Below are 17,608 nucleotides of genomic sequence, written 5' to 3'. Positions count from 1 at the left end.
AGCGTGATCAGGCCCGTGGCCAGCGGGGCGAGGATACGGGCGCCGGGGTTGCACTGGGGCAGCCAGGCGTGCGGGACCGTGGTCAGCGTGCAGGTGGCGATGATCCGGTCGAAGGGGGCGCGCTCGGGGACTCCGCGGGCGCCGTCGCCGGTGACGACGTGCGGGTGGAGTCCGGCCGCCTCCAGGTGGCGGCGGGCGGAGTCGGTGATCTCCGGGTCGAGGTCGACGGTGGTGACGAGCGTCGTCGCCGAGCCGGTGGGCGAGCAGGGCGGCGTTGTAGCCGGTGCCGGCGCCGATCTCCAGGACCCGGTCGCCGTCCTCGACGCCCAGCGCGGCCAGCATCTTCGCCATCAGCGAGGGCTGGCTGCTGGAGGAGAGCAGTTCGCCGTCGCGCAGCCGGGTGGCCAGCGGGGCGTCCTCGTAGGCGCCGCACACCCAGCGCTCCCGGGCCTCGGGGTCCGGGCTCTCGCCCCAGCGGCGTTCGTAGCCGCCCCTGACGCCGACGTAGTAGTACGGCACGAAGAGGTGCCGGGGCACCGTCGCGAACGCCTCCCGCCACACGGGGTCCTCCGCCCAGGCGCCCTCGGCGTCGATCTCCCGCACCAGCGCGGCCCGCGCCTCGGCGGCCAGCCGCTCGATCCCCGCGTCGTAGGCGCACATACCCCCACAGTAGGGGCGCGGGGCGTCCGGGAGCCCCAGGCGGAGGGGTCCTAGGCCTCGGGTCCTCGGTCACCGGGTCTGAGACCATGGACACGTGACTGAGATTCCGCGCGACACGCTTCAGGAGCAGACCTTCTACGAGCAGGTCGGCGGCGAGGAGACCTTCCGGCGCCTGGTGCACCGTTTCTACCAGGGGGTCGCCGGGGACCCGCTGCTGCGTCAGATGTACCCGGAGGAGGATCTGGGCCCCGCCGAGGAGCGGTTCGCCCTGTTCCTCATGCAGTACTGGGGCGGCCCCCGGACGTACAGCGACGAGCGCGGTCATCCGCGGCTGCGGATGCGGCACGCCCCGTTCCGCGTCGACCGTGCCGCGCACGACGCCTGGCTCGGCCACATGCGGACCGCCCTCGACGAGCTCGGGCTGTCCCCCGAACACGAGCGTCAGCTGTGGGACTACCTGACCTACGCCGCCGCCTCGATGGTGAACACGGACGGCTGACCATCCGGAATCCGGTACTCCACGACCGCATAACGGTCACGATCGCATCAAGGTGCACCCGCAAGCGGTTTCCCTGACCGCATGGTCTCTGAAAGCATCCCTGGAAGCGTCGGGGGGCGTGCACACACAGGGGTCTGGGGGGTCAGGTGACGGGGTTCGTCTTTCTGCGGGTGAGGGCGCACCGGCTCCTACTCGCAGCCGCCGTACTGGCGGTGCTGCTGACCACGTCCGTACTGGCCGCGCTCACCGCGTTCTCCGGCTCCATAGGCGATGCCGCGCTGCGGCACTCGCTCACCAACCGCTCGGCCGCCTCCGCCGCGCTCGTCATATCCGCCCAGGTGGACCGCGAGCAGCGTGCGGACGCCGACGCGGCGGCGCGCAAGGGGGCCCGTGACTCCTTCGCCGGGCTGCCGGTCAGCGTACGGAAGCTGGAGCAGTCCGGGCCGTACGCCCTGCCGCGCGGCCTCCAGGACCCGGCGGCCCGGCGCGGTGACCCCGACCTGACCCGCTTCGCCTCGCTGGACCGCAGCCGTGTCCGGCTCACCGCGGGCCGTATGCCCGACGGCGTGGCCGGCAGGACGGACGGTCCGGTGCAGGTCGCACTGCCCGGCGCCGCCGCCGAGGCCCTGAAGGTGAGGCCCGGCACCCGGCTCACCCTCACCGACCGGCTGGGCGACAAGCCGCTGGAGGTCCAGGTCACCGGCCTGTACGAGGCTGCCGACCAGGCCGATCCCTACTGGCAGCTGGACCCGCTCGGCGGGCGCGGCGTCCGCAAGGTCGTCTTCACCACGTACGGTCCGCTGCTCACCGATCCCGCCGTGCTCGGCTCCGGCCGGATCAGTCCGGGCGACACCGCCTGGCTGGCCGGCGCGGACTTCCGTACCGTCACGACGGACCGGATGGACGCGCTGCACCGGGCGGCGACCAGCGGCCCGAAGGCGCTTACGGCCACCGAGGCGTTCAAGGACGGCGCCTCCGTGCGGACTTCGCTTCCCACGGTGCTCGAACAGATCGACAAGGCGCTGCTGGTCTCGCGCTCGACGCTGACGATCGTCGCCGTCCAGCTGGTGCTGCTCGCCGCCTACGCGCTCCTGCTGGTGGCCCGGCTGCTGAGCAGCGAGCGCGGTGGTGAGACGGAGCTGCTGCGGGCCCGTGGCGGCTCGCGCGGCCGGATCGTCTCGTTCGCCGCGATCGAGGCCCTGATGCTCGCCGTGCCCGCGGCCGTCGTCGCGCCGCTGCTCGCCGGGCCGTTGACCCGGCTGCTCGCCGAACGCAGTGAGCTCTCGCGGATCGGGGTGCGCCTCGGCGACACCGCGTCGGGCACCGTATGGCTGGTCGCCGCCGGTGTGGCGCTGGCCTGCGCCCTCGCCGTGGTGGCGCCCGCGCTGTCCTCGGGCGGCACCGGGCGCAGCCGGGCGACGGCGCTGCCCGCGCCCGTGCGGGCGGGCGCCGACGTGGGGCTGCTGCTGATCGCGGCGGTGGCGTACTGGCAGCTCGACCGGCAGACCGGTGCTTCGGGCAGTGGGGCGCTGAGCGGGGACCAGGAGGGCGAGTTGGGTATCGATCCTCTGCTCGTCGCCGCTCCCGCGCTGGCCCTCCTCGCGGGCACGGTCCTGACGCTGCGGCTGCTGCCGCCCGCGGCCAGGCTCGCCGAGCGCCGGGCCGCCGGCGGCAGGGGTCTGCCCACGGCGCTGGCCGGCTGGCAGTTCAGCCGGCGGCCGCTGCGCGGCGCCGGCCCTGTGCTGCTGCTGGTGCTGTCCGTCGCGATGGGGATGCTGGCGATCGGTCAGAGTGCCTCCTGGGACCGTTCGCAGGGCGACCAGGCGGACTTCGCCTCCGGCGCGTCCGTGCGGATGACGGGGGTGCTGAACCCCGACCCGGCGAAGGCGGACACGTACAGCACGCTGCGGGGAGTACGGGAGGCGGCGCCCGCGTACCGCACGAGCACGGAACTCTCAGGGGAACGCACCGCCCAGATCCTCGCGCTGGACACCGCGCACGCCGACGAGCACCTTTTGCTGCGGGACGATCTGGCCGACCGGACCCCGGAGAAGCTGCTGGGTTCGCTGGCCTCGCCGCAGAAGGGCCGGCAGGGCCTCGTGCTGCCGAAGGGGAGCACACAGCTGAGGTTCGAGCTGCGGATAGCCGAGACCTCGGCCCGGAAGGGTGCGTCGCCGTCCGGCCTCACACCGCAGGCCGGTGTGCTGCTGGAGGACCGCTTCGGTCTGCCGTACCGCGCCCCCATCGGCCCGGTCCCGGCCGACGGCAAGCCGCACACCGTGTCCGTCCCGGTCTCCGCCGCGGCCGGACTGGCCGTCACCGGTTTCGAGCTGGACGGCAAGCCGCCCGTCGGCAGGTCCGAGGAGCACCGGCTGACCGTGACGGCCCTGCGTGCCGTGACCGGTGGGGGCGAGCAGCCGGTGTCCGTCCCGGACGGCTTCCGCTGGCGGGCCTCCCTGACGGTCGGCATCCCGGGCCAGGAGCAGCCGGCCCACAGGCTGCGGCCGACGGCACCCGCCGGAACCGCGCTGTCCCTCACGTACGGAACCGGCTTCGTGAGCGCCGAGGAGGCGGGGTGGCTGCCGCCGACGAACAGCGTCCGGATCTCCGTCGTCCGGCCGAAGGCCCCGGCGCTGAACGCCGTCGTCACGGACGCGTTCCTGAAGGCGTCGGGCGCGAGGAAGGGCCAGAGCGTGGATGTGCCGCTGGGTGGCGAGCAGATGCGGGTGAGGATCGTGGACGTGGTCAGGCAGCTGCCGACCACGGGCCCGGCCGCCGCCGGCACCGCCGGTTCCTCGACGGCGACCGGCGACGGCGGTGCGCTACTGCTCGACCTCAAGGCGCTCGCCCAGGTGTACGCGCAGAAGTCGGCCTCCTTCCTCAGCCCCACCGAGTGGTGGCTGAGCAGCGCACCGGGTGACGCGGAGAAGGTCGCCACCCAGCTGCGCGCCCTGCCCGACACCGACCCGGCCCAGGTTCACGTGCGCGACGAGGTCGCCGAAGACCTCCTCGGCGACCCGCTGGGAGCCGGTCCGCAGTCCGCGCTGCTGGCCGTCGCCGTGGCCGCCGCAGCCCTGGCCGCCGTCGGTTTCGCGGTGAGCGCCGTCGGCTCTCAGCGCGAACGGTCCTCGGAGTTCGCGGTGCTGCGGGCACTGGGGGCTCCGCGCCGCGGGCTGGCCCGCATGATCGCCGCCGAACAGAGCGTGCTGATCGCCGTCGGTCTGCTGGCCGGGCTCGCGCTCGGCGCCGTCCTGACCAGAGCCGTGGTGCCGCTCATCGTGCTGACCGGGCAGGCCGCCCAGCCCGTACCGGCGGTGCTGGTGCAGCTGCCGGTCCAGCAGGTCACCGGACTGCTGGCCGGCGTCGCCGCCCTTCCGCTGCTGATCGTCGCGGCGATCGCGCTGCGCCGGGCCGACCCGGCCGTATCGTTGCGCCACCAGGGGGACAACTGACATGAGCGCCGACAAGAACCCCTCCTCGGGCCGCACCCCCCGCGGCACGGCCGCCTGCGCCCCCTGGGTCCGTACCCGGCTGCGCACCGCTCCCGGCGCCTGCGCCGCGCTCGCCGTACTCGTCCTGCTCACCGCGTTCCTCGCCGCCGCGTTCCCGCGCTCCGTGGACGCGTACGAGACGAAGGGGCTCCGGCACGACGTCGGCTCCCTGAGTCCTCAGCGCAGCCTGCTCCGAGTGACGACACCGCCCGACGGGACCTCACTCGACGAGAGGGCCGACGCGGCGCGGAAGGAGGTGCTGTCGGGAGTCCACAGCGGGCTCCTGCGCACACTGCCCGGCCCCGTGCGCCCCGACGCGCCGCGTTCCTCGTACGGGGTGCGGACCACGAACCCGCTCACGGCGAGCGAGCCCTATCTGCCGCGTCCCAACGCGATGCCTCCGCAGTTCACCTACATCGCCCCTTCGGACCTGGCCGGGCACAGCACGCTGGAGTCCGGGCGCTGGCCCGCCGCACGGGGCACGGTGACCGCCGCCACCCGCGAGGTGGAGGCGGTCGTCCCGGCCGAGACCGCGGACGCGCTGAAGCTCGGGATCGGTTCGATTGTCGCCGTCCCCACGCACGACGGGAAGCCCCTGACCGTGCGCGTCAGCGGCACCGTCACGCCCCGCCACCCGGCCGACGCGTACTGGGCCGCCGAACCCCTGATGCGCGGCCCGTCCCTGGTCGCGGACCCCGGCCAGCCCGTACCCACCTTCTACTGGGTGGCCGCGCTGCTGCTGTCCCCGGACGCCGGACCCGCGCTGCTCTCCACGACGGGCGAACCGGAGCTGTTCTGGCACATAGCGCCGGACACCACGCATCTGACCTCGACCGACGCCGCCCCGCTCACGGACGTCGTGGCCTCGCTGGAGAGCGGGCCCGAACTGCTGAGACTGCGGGACATCGCGGGCCCCACCGTGACGGTGAGCACCGACCTGGACGAGATCCTGGTCGCCCATGAGGCCATGCGGTCCGCGATCAGCCCCGTCGTCGCGGTGGCCGCTGTCGGGATCGGCTCGGTCGCGGGGGTCGTGCTGCTGATGACGGGAGGGCTGACCGCCGCCCGCCGGCACCGGGAGTTGTCTCTGCTGCGTTCGCGGGGCGCCTCCCTCGCCGGCATCGGCGCAAGGCTGTTCGCGGAGACCGCCGTGATCGTGGTCCCGGCGGCGGCGCTCGGCCTGCTGCTCGCGGTGCTGCTCGTCGGGGAGGCCCGGCTGTGGCCGGCGGTGACGGGCGCCGGGGCGGTCGCCGGGCTGGTGTGCGTCGCGCTGCCGCTGCGTACGACGCTCCAGCACCGCAGGCCCCAACTGCACGGCGCCCGCGACGACATGGTGAACGCCCGGCCCTCACGCCGGCGCACCGTCGCGGAACTGACCGTCCTGGTACTGGCGATCGGCGCGGTCACCGCGCTGCGCCGCCGTGGCACGGGCGCGGAGGGCGGCACGGACCTCCTGGTCAGCGCCGCACCCGTGCTCGTCGGTCTGATCGCGGCGCTGGTCCTCGTACGCCTCTACCCGCTGCCGCTGCGTCTGGCGGCCCGTCCCGTCGCCCGGATGCGCGGCGCTATCGGCTTCCTGTCGCTGGCCCGTGCGGGGCGCTCGTCGGCCGGCGGCACCCTGCCGTTGCTCGCGCTGCTGGTCGCACTGACCACGGCGGCGTTCGGCGGTTCGGTGCTCGCCGGTGTCGCGGACGCCAGGGACGCCGCGGCGCTCGCGGCCGTCGGCGCGGACGCCCGGATCAGCGGACAGGGTGACGCGAAGCCGCTGACGGACCGTTTCGCCAAGGACGTCCGGGCGGCGGGCGGCGTACGGGACGTGGCGCCCGTACAGATCGACTACAGCGTCGTGCTGCCGCCCGGCGAGGGCGGCTCCGAGGGCAACAAGGGAGCCACGCTGGTCGGCGTCGAGCCCGGATCGTACGACCGGCTCGCCCGCGCCACCGGAGCCGGGTCGCTTCCGCCCGCCCTGCTCAGGGCCACCGGCCCGTCGGCTCCGCTGCCGGAGGGCGCGCCCTACTCGGCGGACCGGGTGCTGCCCGCGATCGCCTCGCCGTCCGTCGCCGCACGCCTGGGCGACCGGCCGCAGGCGATCGAGACACTGGCAGGGCACTTCAAGGTCCGGGTCGTGGCGGTCCGGGAGAGCACTCCCGCCGTGAGCGGTTCCTCGTTCCTGATCGTCAACTCCGCCTCCCTCACCCAGCGGGCGACCACCGCGCTGCTGGTCACCGGGGACGCCCTGGACGCGAAGGCGCTGAAGGCCGCCGCCCGCGACGCGGGCAAGGACTTCGTCGTACGCCTGCGGTCCGAGGAGCGGGCGTCGTTCGTCGACACACCGGTGCAGTCCGGCGCCGAGCGGATCTACGGGGCGGGGATCGTGGCGGGGGCGGGGTACGCGCTGCTCGCCGTCCTGCTGTCGCTGCTCAGGACCGCGCCCGAGCGCACCACCCTGCTGGCGCGCCTGCGCACCATGGGACTGACCACCCGGCAGGGCAGGCGGCTGCTCGCCCTGGAGGCCATGCCGCAGGCCCTGCTGGCCGCCCTCGGCGGTCTGCTCGTCGGCTGGGCGACCATCGCCCTGCTGGCGCCGGGCGTCGACCTGGTCTCGCTGGCGCTGTCCGGCGCGCGCGGCGCCGATGTACCGCACACCGCTTCACTGCGGGCCGACCTCTGGTCTCTGGCGCTTCCGGCGATCGGCGTGGTCCTCCTCGCCGCCGCCGTCGCCGGTGTCCAGGCATGGTGGGCGAGCCGTCGTGGATCGATCACCGAACTCAGGGCAGGAGACACCCGATGACCTCGACGACCGAGACCACCCTGGCGGAGCTCGAACAGCGCGCCGCCGCCCACCGCGACCGGCCGTCGTACGGCCACGACGCGCTGATCGCCTGTGACCGGCTGGTGCGCATCTTCACCACTGACGGAGTGGAGGTGCAGGCCCTCCAGGGTCTCGACCTGCTGGTCACCGAGGGCGAACTGATGGCTCTGGTCGGCGCGTCCGGCAGTGGCAAGTCGACGCTGATGAACATCCTGGCGGGCCTGGACGTGCCCACCGCCGGGTCGGCGAAGGTCGCGGGCTGCGACCTGCTGTCCATGGGCAAGAAGGAACGGCTGCGCTACCGCCGCGACGTCGTCGGCTTCGTGTGGCAGCAGACCGCCCGCAACCTGCTGCCATATCTCACCGCCATCCAGAACATCACGCTGCCGATGCAGCTGCGCGGCGGCGGCCGGCGCGGTGAACAGGCCGCCCGTGCCGAGTCGTTGCTCCAGATGCTGGAGGTGGCGGACTGCCGCGACCGGCGTCCGCAGCAGATGTCGGGCGGGCAGCAGCAGCGCGTGGCCATCGCGGTGGCACTGGCCAACTCGCCGTCGGTGCTGCTGGCCGACGAACCGACCGGTGAGCTGGACTCGGCGACCGGGGACCAGGTGTTCGCCGCGTTCCGCCGCGCCAACGAGGAGCTGGGCACGTCGATCGTGATCGTGACGCACGACCAGGCGGTCGCGAACGAGGTGCGCCGTACGGTCGCCATCCGCGACGGCCGTACGTCCTCCGAGGTGCTGCGCCACACGGAGGTGGACGCGGCGACCGGACAGGAGTCGCAGGTGGCCCGCGAGTACGCGATGCTCGACCGCGCGGGACGGCTCCAGTTGCCCGCCGACTACACCGAGGCGCTGGGCATGGAGCACCGGGTGATGCTGGAGCTGGAGCAGGACCACATCGGGGTCTGGCCGGACGGTCGCAAGGAGTGACGCCGACCGTTCCCCCCCCTGCTCAGGCCCTGCTCAGGCCCTGTTCAGTGCCTGCTGCCGACCGTCACCGCGAGGTTGCCGAGCCCGCCTCCCGGGCCACGGACGATGACCGAGCCGAAGGGTGTGCGCAACCGGAGCCAGGGCCCGGAGGCCAGGAGGGTCACCGGGAAGTCAGGTGCGGCGCGCAGGAAGCCCAGGGACTGGGCGGCGTGGACGGCGCGCAGCGGCAGGTGGGTGGCACCGACCGGGCGCGACCAGATCTCGCGGCCGATCAGGTCGCGTTCGGCCCTGGTGCGGCGGTCCTCGGGCAGCGCCTCGTCCCGGGTACGGAACTCCGCGACGGCTGAAGTGAGTTGAGCGCGCAGGGCCATCGGGTCGGGCAGGCCGGGCTGTTCGCGCCACCCCCCGCGGGGCGGAAGCACACCCGTCCACGGCGGTCCGGTGACCGGCGCCGGGACGGCGCCCGAACCGGTCGACTCCTCCAGCGATTCGAGGAGTTCACCCGCGGACACGGTCACGTCGAAGGTGTGGGTGTCCGCCAGCCGCGCCGTCCGGATCGCGAGGACCTCGAACGACGGCGGCCGGCCGAACACGGCGAGTGCGCCGCCGCCTGCCTGCAACCGGACAGCGGCCGCCCGGTCGTAGTGGAGCAGCCGGCCGAGGAAGGCGGCGAGATCCGCCGCCTCCCTCGGGTCGGCGAACAGCAGCGACTGCACGGGCACCGTCATACCGCGGCGGGCTCCTCGGCCAGGAACTCCTGGAGGAAGAGCTTCTCCTCGGCGGTGATCCGCCGGGGCCGCTCCTCGGCCAGGTCGTACGGGACGACGATGGTCGACGCCCGCACGTACACCTGGTCCGGGTCCTTGATCTCGTACGAGATCGTCAGCGAGGCGGCGCCTATCTTCGTGACCCAGGACTCGACGGTCACCGGAGAGTGCCGGTGGACCAGCGGCCGTACGTAGTCGATCTCGTGCCGGGCCACGACGGACCCGCCCGAGAAGGACGGCGAGCCGTCCCCCGGCGCCAGCCGGAACATGAAGTCGATGCGCGCCTCCTCCAGGTAGCGGAGGAAGACCACGTTGTTCACGTGACCGAAGGCATCCATGTCCGACCAGCGCAGCGGGCAGCTGTAGATGTGACGAGCCAAGACGATCAGCCTCGCGTGAGCTTCTTGTACGTGGCACGGTGCGGGCGGGCGGCGTCCGCGCCGAGTCGCTCGACCTTGTTCTTCTCGTACGACTCGAAGTTGCCCTCGAACCAGTACCACTTGGACTCGCCCTCGTACGCCAGGATGTGCGTGGCGACGCGGTCCAGGAACCAGCGGTCGTGGGAGATGACCACGGCCGCGCCCGGGAACTCGAGCAGGGCGTTCTCGAGCGAGGACAGGGTCTCCACGTCGAGGTCGTTGGTGGGCTCGTCGAGGAGCAGCAGGTTGCCGCCCTCCTTGAGCGTCAGCGCCAGGTTCAGGCGGTTGCGCTCACCACCGGACAGGACACCGGCCGGCTTCTGCTGGTCCGGGCCCTTGAAACCGAACGCGGAGACGTACGCCCGCGACGGCATCTCGACCTGGCCGACGTTGATGTAGTCCAGCTCGTCCGACACGACGGCCCAGAGGGTCTTCTTCGGGTCGATGTTGGCGCGGGACTGGTCGACGTAGGAGATCTTGACCGTGTCGCCGACCTTGATGGCGCCGGAGTCCGGCGTCTCCAGGCCCTGGATCATCTTGAACAGCGTGGTCTTGCCCGCGCCGTTCGGACCGATGATGCCGACGATGCCGTTGCGCGGCAGCGTGAAGGACAGGTCGTCGATGAGGACCTTGTCACCGAAGGCCTTCGAGAGGTTCTCGACCTCGACGACGATGGAACCGAGCCGCGGGCCCGGCGGAATCTGGATCTCCTCGAAGTCCAGCTTCCGCATCTTGTCCGCCTCGGCCGCCATCTCCTCGTACCGGGCGAGACGTGCCTTGGACTTGGTCTGCCGGCCCTTGGCGTTGGAGCGGACCCACTCAAGCTCTTCCTTGAGCCGCTTCTGGCGCTTCTCGTCCTTGCGGCCCTCGACCTTGAGGCGGGTGGCCTTGCGCTCCAGGTACGTGGAGTAGTTGCCCTCGTAGGGGATCGCGCGGCCGCGGTCGAGTTCGAGGATCCACTCGGCGACGTTGTTCAGGAAGTACCGGTCGTGGGTGACGGCCACCACGGCGCCCGGGTACTTCGACAGGTGCTGCTCCAGCCAGTTCACCGACTCGGCGTCGAGGTGGTTGGTGGGCTCGTCGAGGAGGAGCAGGTCCGGGGCCTCGATCAGCAGCTTGCAGAGCGCCACACGGCGCTTCTCGCCGCCGGAGAGGTTGTCGACGGGCCAGTCGCCGGGCGGGCAGCCCAGGGCGTCCATAGCCTGCTCCAGCTGGGCGTCCAGGTCCCACGCGTTGGCGTGGTCCAGGTCCTCCTGGAGCTTGCCCATCTCGTCCATGAGCGCGTCGGAGTAGTCGGTCGCCATGAGCTCGGCGACCTCGTTGAAGCGCTTGAGCTTGCCCATGATCTCGGCGGCGCCGTCCTGGACGTTCTCCAGGACGGACTTCGACTCGTCGAGCTTCGGCTCCTGCATGAGGATGCCGACGCTGAAGCCGGGCGTGATGTACGCCTCGCCGTTGGACGGCTGCTCAAGGCCCGCCATGATCTTCAGTACCGTGGACTTACCGGCACCGTTGGGTCCCACGACACCGATCTTTGCGCCGGGCAGGAAGTTCAGGGTGACGTCATCGAGAATCACCTTGTCGCCGTGCGCCTTGCGCGTCTTGCGCATGGTGTAGATGAACTCAGCCAAGAGAAACCGTCCGGCAGCAATAGAGGTGTGGGCAGATACACCCATCTTGCCTGACTCCTGCGCCCGGACGGAAACCCGTCCGCTTGCCGGTACCCGTCCTGCCCCCTTCCGCCCGGTTCCTGCGGGACGCGACGGGCCCGGTACGCGGGTGCGTACCGGGCCCGGGCAGGCGCGCGTCTCAGGGCGCGACGGTGGTCACCCGCTCACTCGCTGTCGTCTTCCGGCTTCCTGCGGCGCAGGAGCAGGACCGCGCCGCCGCCGATGACGACGAGGGCGATGGCGACGCCCGCGATGATCGGGGTGGCGCTGGAGCCGCCGGTCTCGGCGAGGTCGCCCTCCAGGCCGGTGGAGCTGGTGCCCGTGGACGCCGGGACGGGCTGCCTCGCGCTCTGCGTACCGATCCCGCCCTGGTCACCCGTGACGGCGGCGGACGAGGTGACGCAGTCCAGGACGCCCGTGAAGTTCTTCCGCAGACCGCCGGGCCCGGTGATCGTGAAGTCGTACGCCTGGTCCTCGGCGACCGGGATCGTCACGGTCCTGGTGGCTCCCGCGGGGATGGTGTGCTGGGAGCCCCCCAGTTCGAAGGTGAACGGCGCGTCCCCCTTGTTGCCGGCCGTGATGTCCACTCCGCCCTTGGCGCAGTTCTTCTTCGCGGTGAGGGCGGGCACGGCCCCGGCGCCGGCCCAGGTGGCGGTGGCCTGTGCGGAGACGGTGGACTCGCTGGACCCGGCGAGGATCTGCGTCTGGCTCCTGGTGACCCCGGCGAAGACGCGGCCGACCGGCACGGAGGTGGTCGCCTGGACGGTGAGCGGAGCCGACGCGTCGGCGGCGTCCTTCGGCACGTCGAAGTACAGCTGCGTCCCGTCGGCCGCCGTGGTGACGGGACGGCCCTTCCTGTCGGTGATCCGGACGCCGCTGGCCGCGTCGGCGGGCGGCGTCACCGAGACCTGGTCGGCGTTGGTACGGACGGTGACCGGACCGAGCCGCTCCCCGGCCCGCCCGGAGACCGCGGCCGGTTCCAGGGTCAGGGACGCCCGGGGCTCGGCGGAGGCGGAGGCGTGCCCGGCGAGCCAGTCGGCGAGCTTCTCGGCCTGCGGGTCGGCTGCCTCGACGTGCACCTCGTCGGAGTGGCGCCAGATGGCGACCTGCGTACCCGCGGCGGCCGTCTGCTCGGTGAGCGGCCCCGTGCCCGCCCGGCGGGCCAGGGCCGCGAGGTCGTCGATCCGGGGGTAGGAGTGCTGGAGGATCCAGCGGATCTTCCCGGCGTTCCTGTTGGCCCCGAGCGACGTCTGGTCCCAGGACGTCTCCAGATACTTCGCCTGGTCCTGGGTGGCGTTGTGGATGTCGACGCAGTACGTCTTGAGTTTGCCGCCGCCCTCGACCGTCATCTCGAAGAGCCCGGCGGGAATCGTCTGCGTGGTGCTCTTCGCCCCGTTCACGCCCGGGATGCGGAGCACCGCGCGGTCGTAGGTCTTGAGCCCGTCCAGGACGGCGGTGGCGCCGCCCTGGTGCTGGGGGGCGTTCCCGGCCGCCGCCCCGGTCGCTCCGGCGAGGGTGCCGGCCGCGACGAGACCGGTGACCAGCACGGTGGCGGCCAGTCTGACGAGCCCTCTGACGCGACCCGGTACGGAGCTCGTCGCCGAGGCCGCGGGCTGCGGGGCGGACGGCGGAGCGGACGCACAGGACCCGGATGATCCGGAAGACGCCGAGAACGCAGAAAACACAGAATTCCCCTCCGGGCGAGGACCTCGCGCTCGACGCGCGTACGGGGAATGCCTCGCCAGCAGACTCAAGTGCCCCATGAATACTGAGGAATCCTAAAGACCGGGCGAAGCACAGTCCCCCGTCATACGGTCGGACAACCATTCCGACTCGGAATCGTTATCGCCCCGTCCGGCACCCCCACCCATTCAGGACACCGGGGAGAGCGCCGTGGCCGGTTCATGACGCGCGGCGGGTTCCTGACGCATCGCCGGATCGTCGTCATCGGGCTCGGCGCCCTTCGGCGTGCGTGCTGTCAGTGACGGCTCCGCCCGGAGCACCCGCCGGAACGCGGCGGTCCCCCGCGTCAGGTCGTGCCCGACCGCCATCGCCTCGATGTCGACGAAAGTCCTGCGCTGACCTTCCCGTTCCTCCTCGCGCACCTTCAAACGTCCGTGCACGACGAGCGGTTCGCCGACGGAGACGGAGCCTGCCAGATTCGCCGCGAGCGTTCGCCAGGCGAACACGGTGTAGAAGCTGGTGTGCCCGTCGGCCCAGACCTGCTTCTCGCGGTCCCAGCGGCGCGGCGTCACCGCGAAGCGGAATCGCGCCATTCCACCGGTGGCCGTCTCGCGGAAGTCCACGCCCGTCGCCGCGTTTCCCACCAGCGTCACAAAGGTGTCGTTCATTTACCCGTCCCCCGTCCAGACTCTGCGTACGTGACGTGTACACGCTCCGTGTACGTGTTCCCGTACCGACTTCATGCTGGAAGAGGAAGGAAAATCCCGCTGACGCCTGTGCACTACCGGCCGGTTGTGGAAAACTCCGTCACCGCCACATACCTCTCCCGTACCTCGCGGTAACGCGCCAGCTCCGCCGACACCGGGTCGAGGACCCTCGCGCGTCCGCATCCTGCCGCCGCGTCGCGCAGCCGCCGCTCGGCCTCCTGGCCGTACCGCCGGGCAGGGCCGCGCGCCGCCGCCGCGCACGACCACTCCACGAGCGGACCGCCGACGACTCCGGCCAGCATCACCAGGGCGGGGGTGACAAGGCCCGGTTCCAGTACACCGACGATCTGGCCGAGCAGCCAGAGCCCGCCGAAGATCTGCAGCAGGGTCATCGTCGCCTGCACCAGCACCGCCGCCGGCCACCAGGCGGGACGCGGCGGTTTGGCGGGCCGGCCGAGCGGGACACCCCGGCCTCTGCCGAGCCCCTTGACCGAGCCGGATCCCGTACCCGTGCCCACACCCGTGTCCGAGCCCTTGTCCTTGCTCCTGCCCCTGCCGCCGCCCGTCCGGCTCCTGCTCTCGGCGCTCGCGTTCTGGGCCAGCTCGTCCAGGGCCTCGGGCAGTCCCTTCGCCCCGTTGACCGCCGCTTCCCTGACGGCCTGCGCCCAGGGGCCCGGCAGCCCGGCGGACGCGTCGTCAGCCACGGCCCGTACCGCCTGCTCGACCCGCTGCCGCGCGGTGATCTCCTCCTCCGGCGGGGCGGGGGCGAGAGCGAGGGCCATGCGGTCCAGGCCGCCGCCGAGCTGCCGGTGGGACTCGTACCAGCGCCAGAGCCTCAGCCAGGGCGTCCCACAGGCCCGTCCGGCGTTCCTGCGCCACTCCCGCTCGGCCGCCTGCCCCGCGGCGGCCGCGCCGACGGCCTCCGCGAGCCGGTCGGTGAACTCCTCACGGGCCAGCTCACCGAGTCCCGGCCGGCCCTCGGCGACGTACACCGGCCGGAGCCGGGCGGCCGCCGCGTCCACATCGGCGGAGAGCCGGCGTGCGGCGGCCGTGCGCTCCTGGACGAACCGGCCAAGCATCTCGCGCAGTTCGGGCATGCCCTCGCCGGTGAGCGCCGAGAGGGAGGTGACGGTGGCCCCCGGCTCGCCGTGCTCCCCCAGCGCCATGCCGTCCTCGTCGAGGAGCCGGCGCAGATCGTCGAGGACCAGATCGGCGGCCTCCCCGGGGAGCCGGTCGATCTGGTTGAGGACGACGAAGGTGACCTCCGCGTGCCCGGCCAGGGGGCGCAGGTAGCGCTCGTGAAGGGCCGCGTCGGCGTACTTCTCGGGGTCGACGACCCAGATCACCGCGTCGACCAGTGCCAGTACCCGGTCCACCTGGTCCCGGTGGCCGGGCGCCGCCGAATCATGGTCGGGCAGGTCGATGAGGACGAGCCCCTGGAGCGCCGCGTCGGAATCGGAGCCGCCCTGCTGGGGCCTGCGCCGAAGGCGCCCGGGAATCGCGAGCCGGTCGAGGAGCCCCGCGGCCCCGTCGGTCCAGCTGCACGCGATCGGGGACGCGGTCGTCGGCCTCCGCAGTCCGGTGTCGGAGATCTGGGCGCCCGCGAGGGAGTTGAAGAGGGTGGACTTCCCGCTGCCGGTCGCCCCGGCGATGGCGACGACGGTGTGCCGCGAGGAGAGCCGCTGACGGGCCGCGGCCTCGTCGAGCACGCGGCCGGCCTCGGCGAGGGTTTCACGGTCGAGCCGGGCCCGGGACAGGCCGATGAGTTCGCGCAGCGAGTCGAGCCGCGGGGTGAGCGGTCCCCCGGAGGGGACGTACGCCTCGACCTGGGGCCCCGCGTCACCGTCCGCCCCGTCCTCCATGTCCGCGGAGCCGTCGGCCTCCTCGGCCTGCTGGACCTCCTGGACCTCCTGGACCTCCTCCGCCGCGTCGGCCGCTCGGCGGGCGATCAGCCCGTCGTCCCAGCGCCGCCCCTTGGCCTCGCCCTTCACCGGGCCCGGGGATTCCGGCTGCTCCGCCCGGCCGTTCGGACGCCCGCCCTCGGCCTGCCCGCCCTCGGCCTGCCCCCCTTGGGACTTCCCGCCCTGGGACTTCCCGCCATCGGACTCCTGCCCCGGGTTCTGATCCTGGTCGTGGTCCTGGTCGGTGACGGCGGTCATGGCTGCACCCTCTCCTTCTGCAGTACGGACAGCGCGGCAATGAGTTCGGCCTGCGGTTCCGGGGCGACGTCGAGGGCGTCGAGCGGTGCGAGCCGCCGGTCACGCTCCCCGTGCATGACCTGGTCGAGGTACGTGGTGAGCAGCGTCCCGCCCTTGTCTCGCAGCCGCAGCGCCCCCTGGGCGCCGATCCGTTCGGCGAGCTGCTCCCCCGCGGTGCGGGCGCGGCGCCCGCCGAGCAGCGCGGCGGCCAGGAGCGCTGCCACGGTCTCGGCGTCCGGGGCGACGTTCTTCTCCAGGAGCCGAACCTCCTCCTCGGCCAGCTCCTCCAGCACCCGCCGCCACCGTCGTACGGCCATCGCGATCCGGCCCTCGATGTCCTCGGCCGGTCCCCAGCCGCCCGCTTCCCGGCCGGCGTCCTCGAAACGGAACGCCCCGGAGGCGGGCTCCCTCCGCCACGTCGTGCGGATCTCGTCGTCGGCGGCGGCCACCGCGCACTGGAGCAGCGCCACCAGGCTCTCCACCAGCGCCTCCAGCAGCTCCCCCGCGGAACTGTCCAGGGGATAGCCGCGCCAGCGCGTCCGCGCGTCCCCGGCGAGCACCGCGCCGCTCTGGAGCCTGCGCCGGATCCGGGAGGCCTCCTTCCGGTACGCCTCCTCGACGACACCGGTCAGCCGCACCGAGGCCGCGTACTGCGCGGCGACGGCTCCGGCCAGCTCCGGCATCCGGACGTTCAGAGAGTCCATGACCCCGGACGCCGTTCGCCCGACCGCCTGCTGACGGGCCGCCGGGTCCTGGGCGCGATGGATGAGCCAGGCCCTCAGGGGGGCGACGGCGGTCGTGGGCAGCAGTCCGCTGCCGCCGCCCGCAGACTCGGGAAGCTCAGGAATGGTGAAGCGGGGGATCTCGCCCAGCCCGGCCCTGGTGAGCAGGGCCGCGTACTGCCGGGACACCTCGGCGATCACCTGGTGCGGGACGCGGTCGAGGACGGTGACGAGCGAGGCGTCGTACTCCTTGGCCGTACGCAGCAGGTACCAGGGCACGGCGTCGGCGTAGCGGGAGGCGGTGGTCACCATCACCCACACGTCGGCGGCGCAGATGAGTTCGGCGGCGAGCACCCTGTTGCGCACGACGAGGGAGTCGATGTCGGGGGCGTCCAGCAGCGCGAGCCCGCGCGGCAGGCTGAGGGCGGTCTCCACCCGCAGCGCCATCCCCTCGTCGTCGCCGCCCGCGGCACCGAGGTCGTCGAGACCGTCCGGGTCCCGGGCCTGACCCGGCGGCAGCCAGATCCTGGTCAGCTGCGGCAGCACCCGCACCCCGGCGAACCAGTGGTGGTCGTCCGGGTGGCAGACGAGGACCGGCGTCCGCGTCGTCGGGCGCAGCACTCCGGCCTGACTGACCCGGCAGCCGACGAGCGAGTTCACCAGCGTGGACTTGCCGGCACCGGTGGAGCCGCCGATCACGGCAAGCAGCGGGGCCTCGGGGTCCTTGAGCCGCGGCAGCAGATAGTCGTCGAGCTGCGCGAGCAGCTCGACCCTGGTCTGCCGGGCCCGTTCAGTGCCTGGAAGTGGCAGTGGAAGACGCACGGCGGCGACACGGTCGCGCAGGGCGGAAAGTGCGTCGATGAGCTGAGGCCGTACATCCATGGTCACCACATGCGAAGAATGCCCAATTTTGGCGCCTTTTTGAAGCGTATAGGCACGTCTGCGCGGCGGTTCCACTCCGTGGGACATCCGGGGGACAGACGGGACGAGTGGGGCGCAGGCATAACGAGTGCACAACACCCGGGGCGCGAGACGTCAAAAGCGGTGC

Annotated in this window: 11 protein-coding genes and 1 pseudogene; 4 read left to right on the top strand and 8 right to left on the bottom strand. The window is 72.7% G+C overall.

Going from position 1 to position 17,608, the window contains the following annotated elements; all coding sequences use genetic code 11:
• Positions 1-660 (bottom strand): annotated as a pseudogene (locus AB0C82_RS28565) (methyltransferase domain-containing protein); the annotation flags it as partial.
• 94 nt (positions 661-754) lie between these two features.
• Between AB0C82_RS28565 and AB0C82_RS28560 the strand changes: the two are divergent.
• The 4 genes from AB0C82_RS28560 to AB0C82_RS28545 all read left to right on the top strand — a co-directional run bounded on the left by AB0C82_RS28560 (position 755) and on the right by AB0C82_RS28545 (position 8,394).
• Positions 755-1,159, top strand: a complete 405-nt coding sequence (locus tag AB0C82_RS28560; RefSeq protein WP_362847206.1) for a globin — start codon at positions 755-757, stop codon at positions 1,157-1,159.
• A gap of 146 nt (positions 1,160-1,305) precedes the next feature.
• A complete protein-coding gene (locus tag AB0C82_RS28555; RefSeq protein WP_362847203.1) occupies positions 1,306-4,611 on the top strand; it encodes an FtsX-like permease family protein in 3,306 nt (1,101 codons plus the stop codon).
• A 1-nt stretch (position 4,612) separates the two neighbouring features.
• Positions 4,613-7,441, top strand: coding sequence for an FtsX-like permease family protein (locus tag AB0C82_RS28550; RefSeq protein WP_362847200.1), 2,829 nt, complete (start codon positions 4,613-4,615; stop codon positions 7,439-7,441).
• A complete protein-coding gene (locus AB0C82_RS28545; RefSeq protein ID WP_362847197.1) occupies positions 7,438-8,394 on the top strand; it encodes an ABC transporter ATP-binding protein in 957 nt (318 codons plus the stop codon). The genes AB0C82_RS28550 and AB0C82_RS28545 overlap by 4 nt, the downstream gene beginning before the upstream one ends.
• 44 nt (positions 8,395-8,438) lie before the next feature.
• On the opposite strand, the gene AB0C82_RS28540 is transcribed toward AB0C82_RS28545, so the two are convergent.
• From AB0C82_RS28540 to AB0C82_RS28510, 7 genes are all read right to left on the bottom strand, one after another.
• A complete protein-coding gene (locus tag AB0C82_RS28540; protein WP_362847195.1) occupies positions 8,439-9,122 on the bottom strand; it encodes a hypothetical protein in 684 nt (227 codons plus the stop codon).
• Positions 9,119-9,541 carry a thioesterase family protein gene (locus tag AB0C82_RS28535; protein ID WP_362847192.1) on the bottom strand — a complete coding sequence of 141 codons (423 nt, stop codon included), beginning with the start codon at positions 9,539-9,541 and terminating at the stop codon, positions 9,119-9,121. The genes AB0C82_RS28540 and AB0C82_RS28535 overlap by 4 nt, the downstream gene beginning before the upstream one ends.
• A gap of 5 nt (positions 9,542-9,546) precedes the next feature.
• Positions 9,547-11,211 carry an energy-dependent translational throttle protein EttA gene (gene ettA, locus AB0C82_RS28530; protein ID WP_362847189.1) on the bottom strand — a complete coding sequence of 555 codons (1,665 nt, stop codon included), beginning with the start codon at positions 11,209-11,211 and terminating at the stop codon, positions 9,547-9,549.
• A gap of 203 nt (positions 11,212-11,414) precedes the next feature.
• A complete protein-coding gene (locus AB0C82_RS28525) occupies positions 11,415-12,935 on the bottom strand; it encodes an LAETG motif-containing sortase-dependent surface protein (RefSeq protein ID WP_362847186.1) in 1,521 nt (506 codons plus the stop codon).
• 186 nt (positions 12,936-13,121) lie between these two features.
• Positions 13,122-13,601: a single-stranded DNA-binding protein gene (locus AB0C82_RS28520; protein ID WP_362847183.1), complete on the bottom strand. Its 480-nt coding sequence runs from the start codon at positions 13,599-13,601 to the stop codon at positions 13,122-13,124.
• 113 nt (positions 13,602-13,714) lie between these two features.
• Positions 13,715-15,799 carry a GTPase gene (locus AB0C82_RS28515; protein ID WP_362847181.1) on the bottom strand — a complete coding sequence of 695 codons (2,085 nt, stop codon included), beginning with the start codon at positions 15,797-15,799 and terminating at the stop codon, positions 13,715-13,717.
• Entirely contained in the window at positions 15,796-17,442 is a 1,647-nt protein-coding gene (locus tag AB0C82_RS28510; RefSeq protein WP_362847249.1) for an ATP-binding protein, read from the bottom strand. Before AB0C82_RS28510 ends, AB0C82_RS28515 begins: the two co-directional genes overlap by 4 nt.
• Positions 17,443-17,608: the final 166 nt, after the last annotated feature.

Source organism: Streptomyces sp. NPDC048560 (assembly GCF_040650955.1).
Lineage (GTDB): Bacteria > Actinomycetota > Actinomycetes > Streptomycetales > Streptomycetaceae > Streptomyces.
Note: the sequence above shows the minus strand (reverse complement) of the source record. Positions and strands in the feature narration are given on the sequence as shown.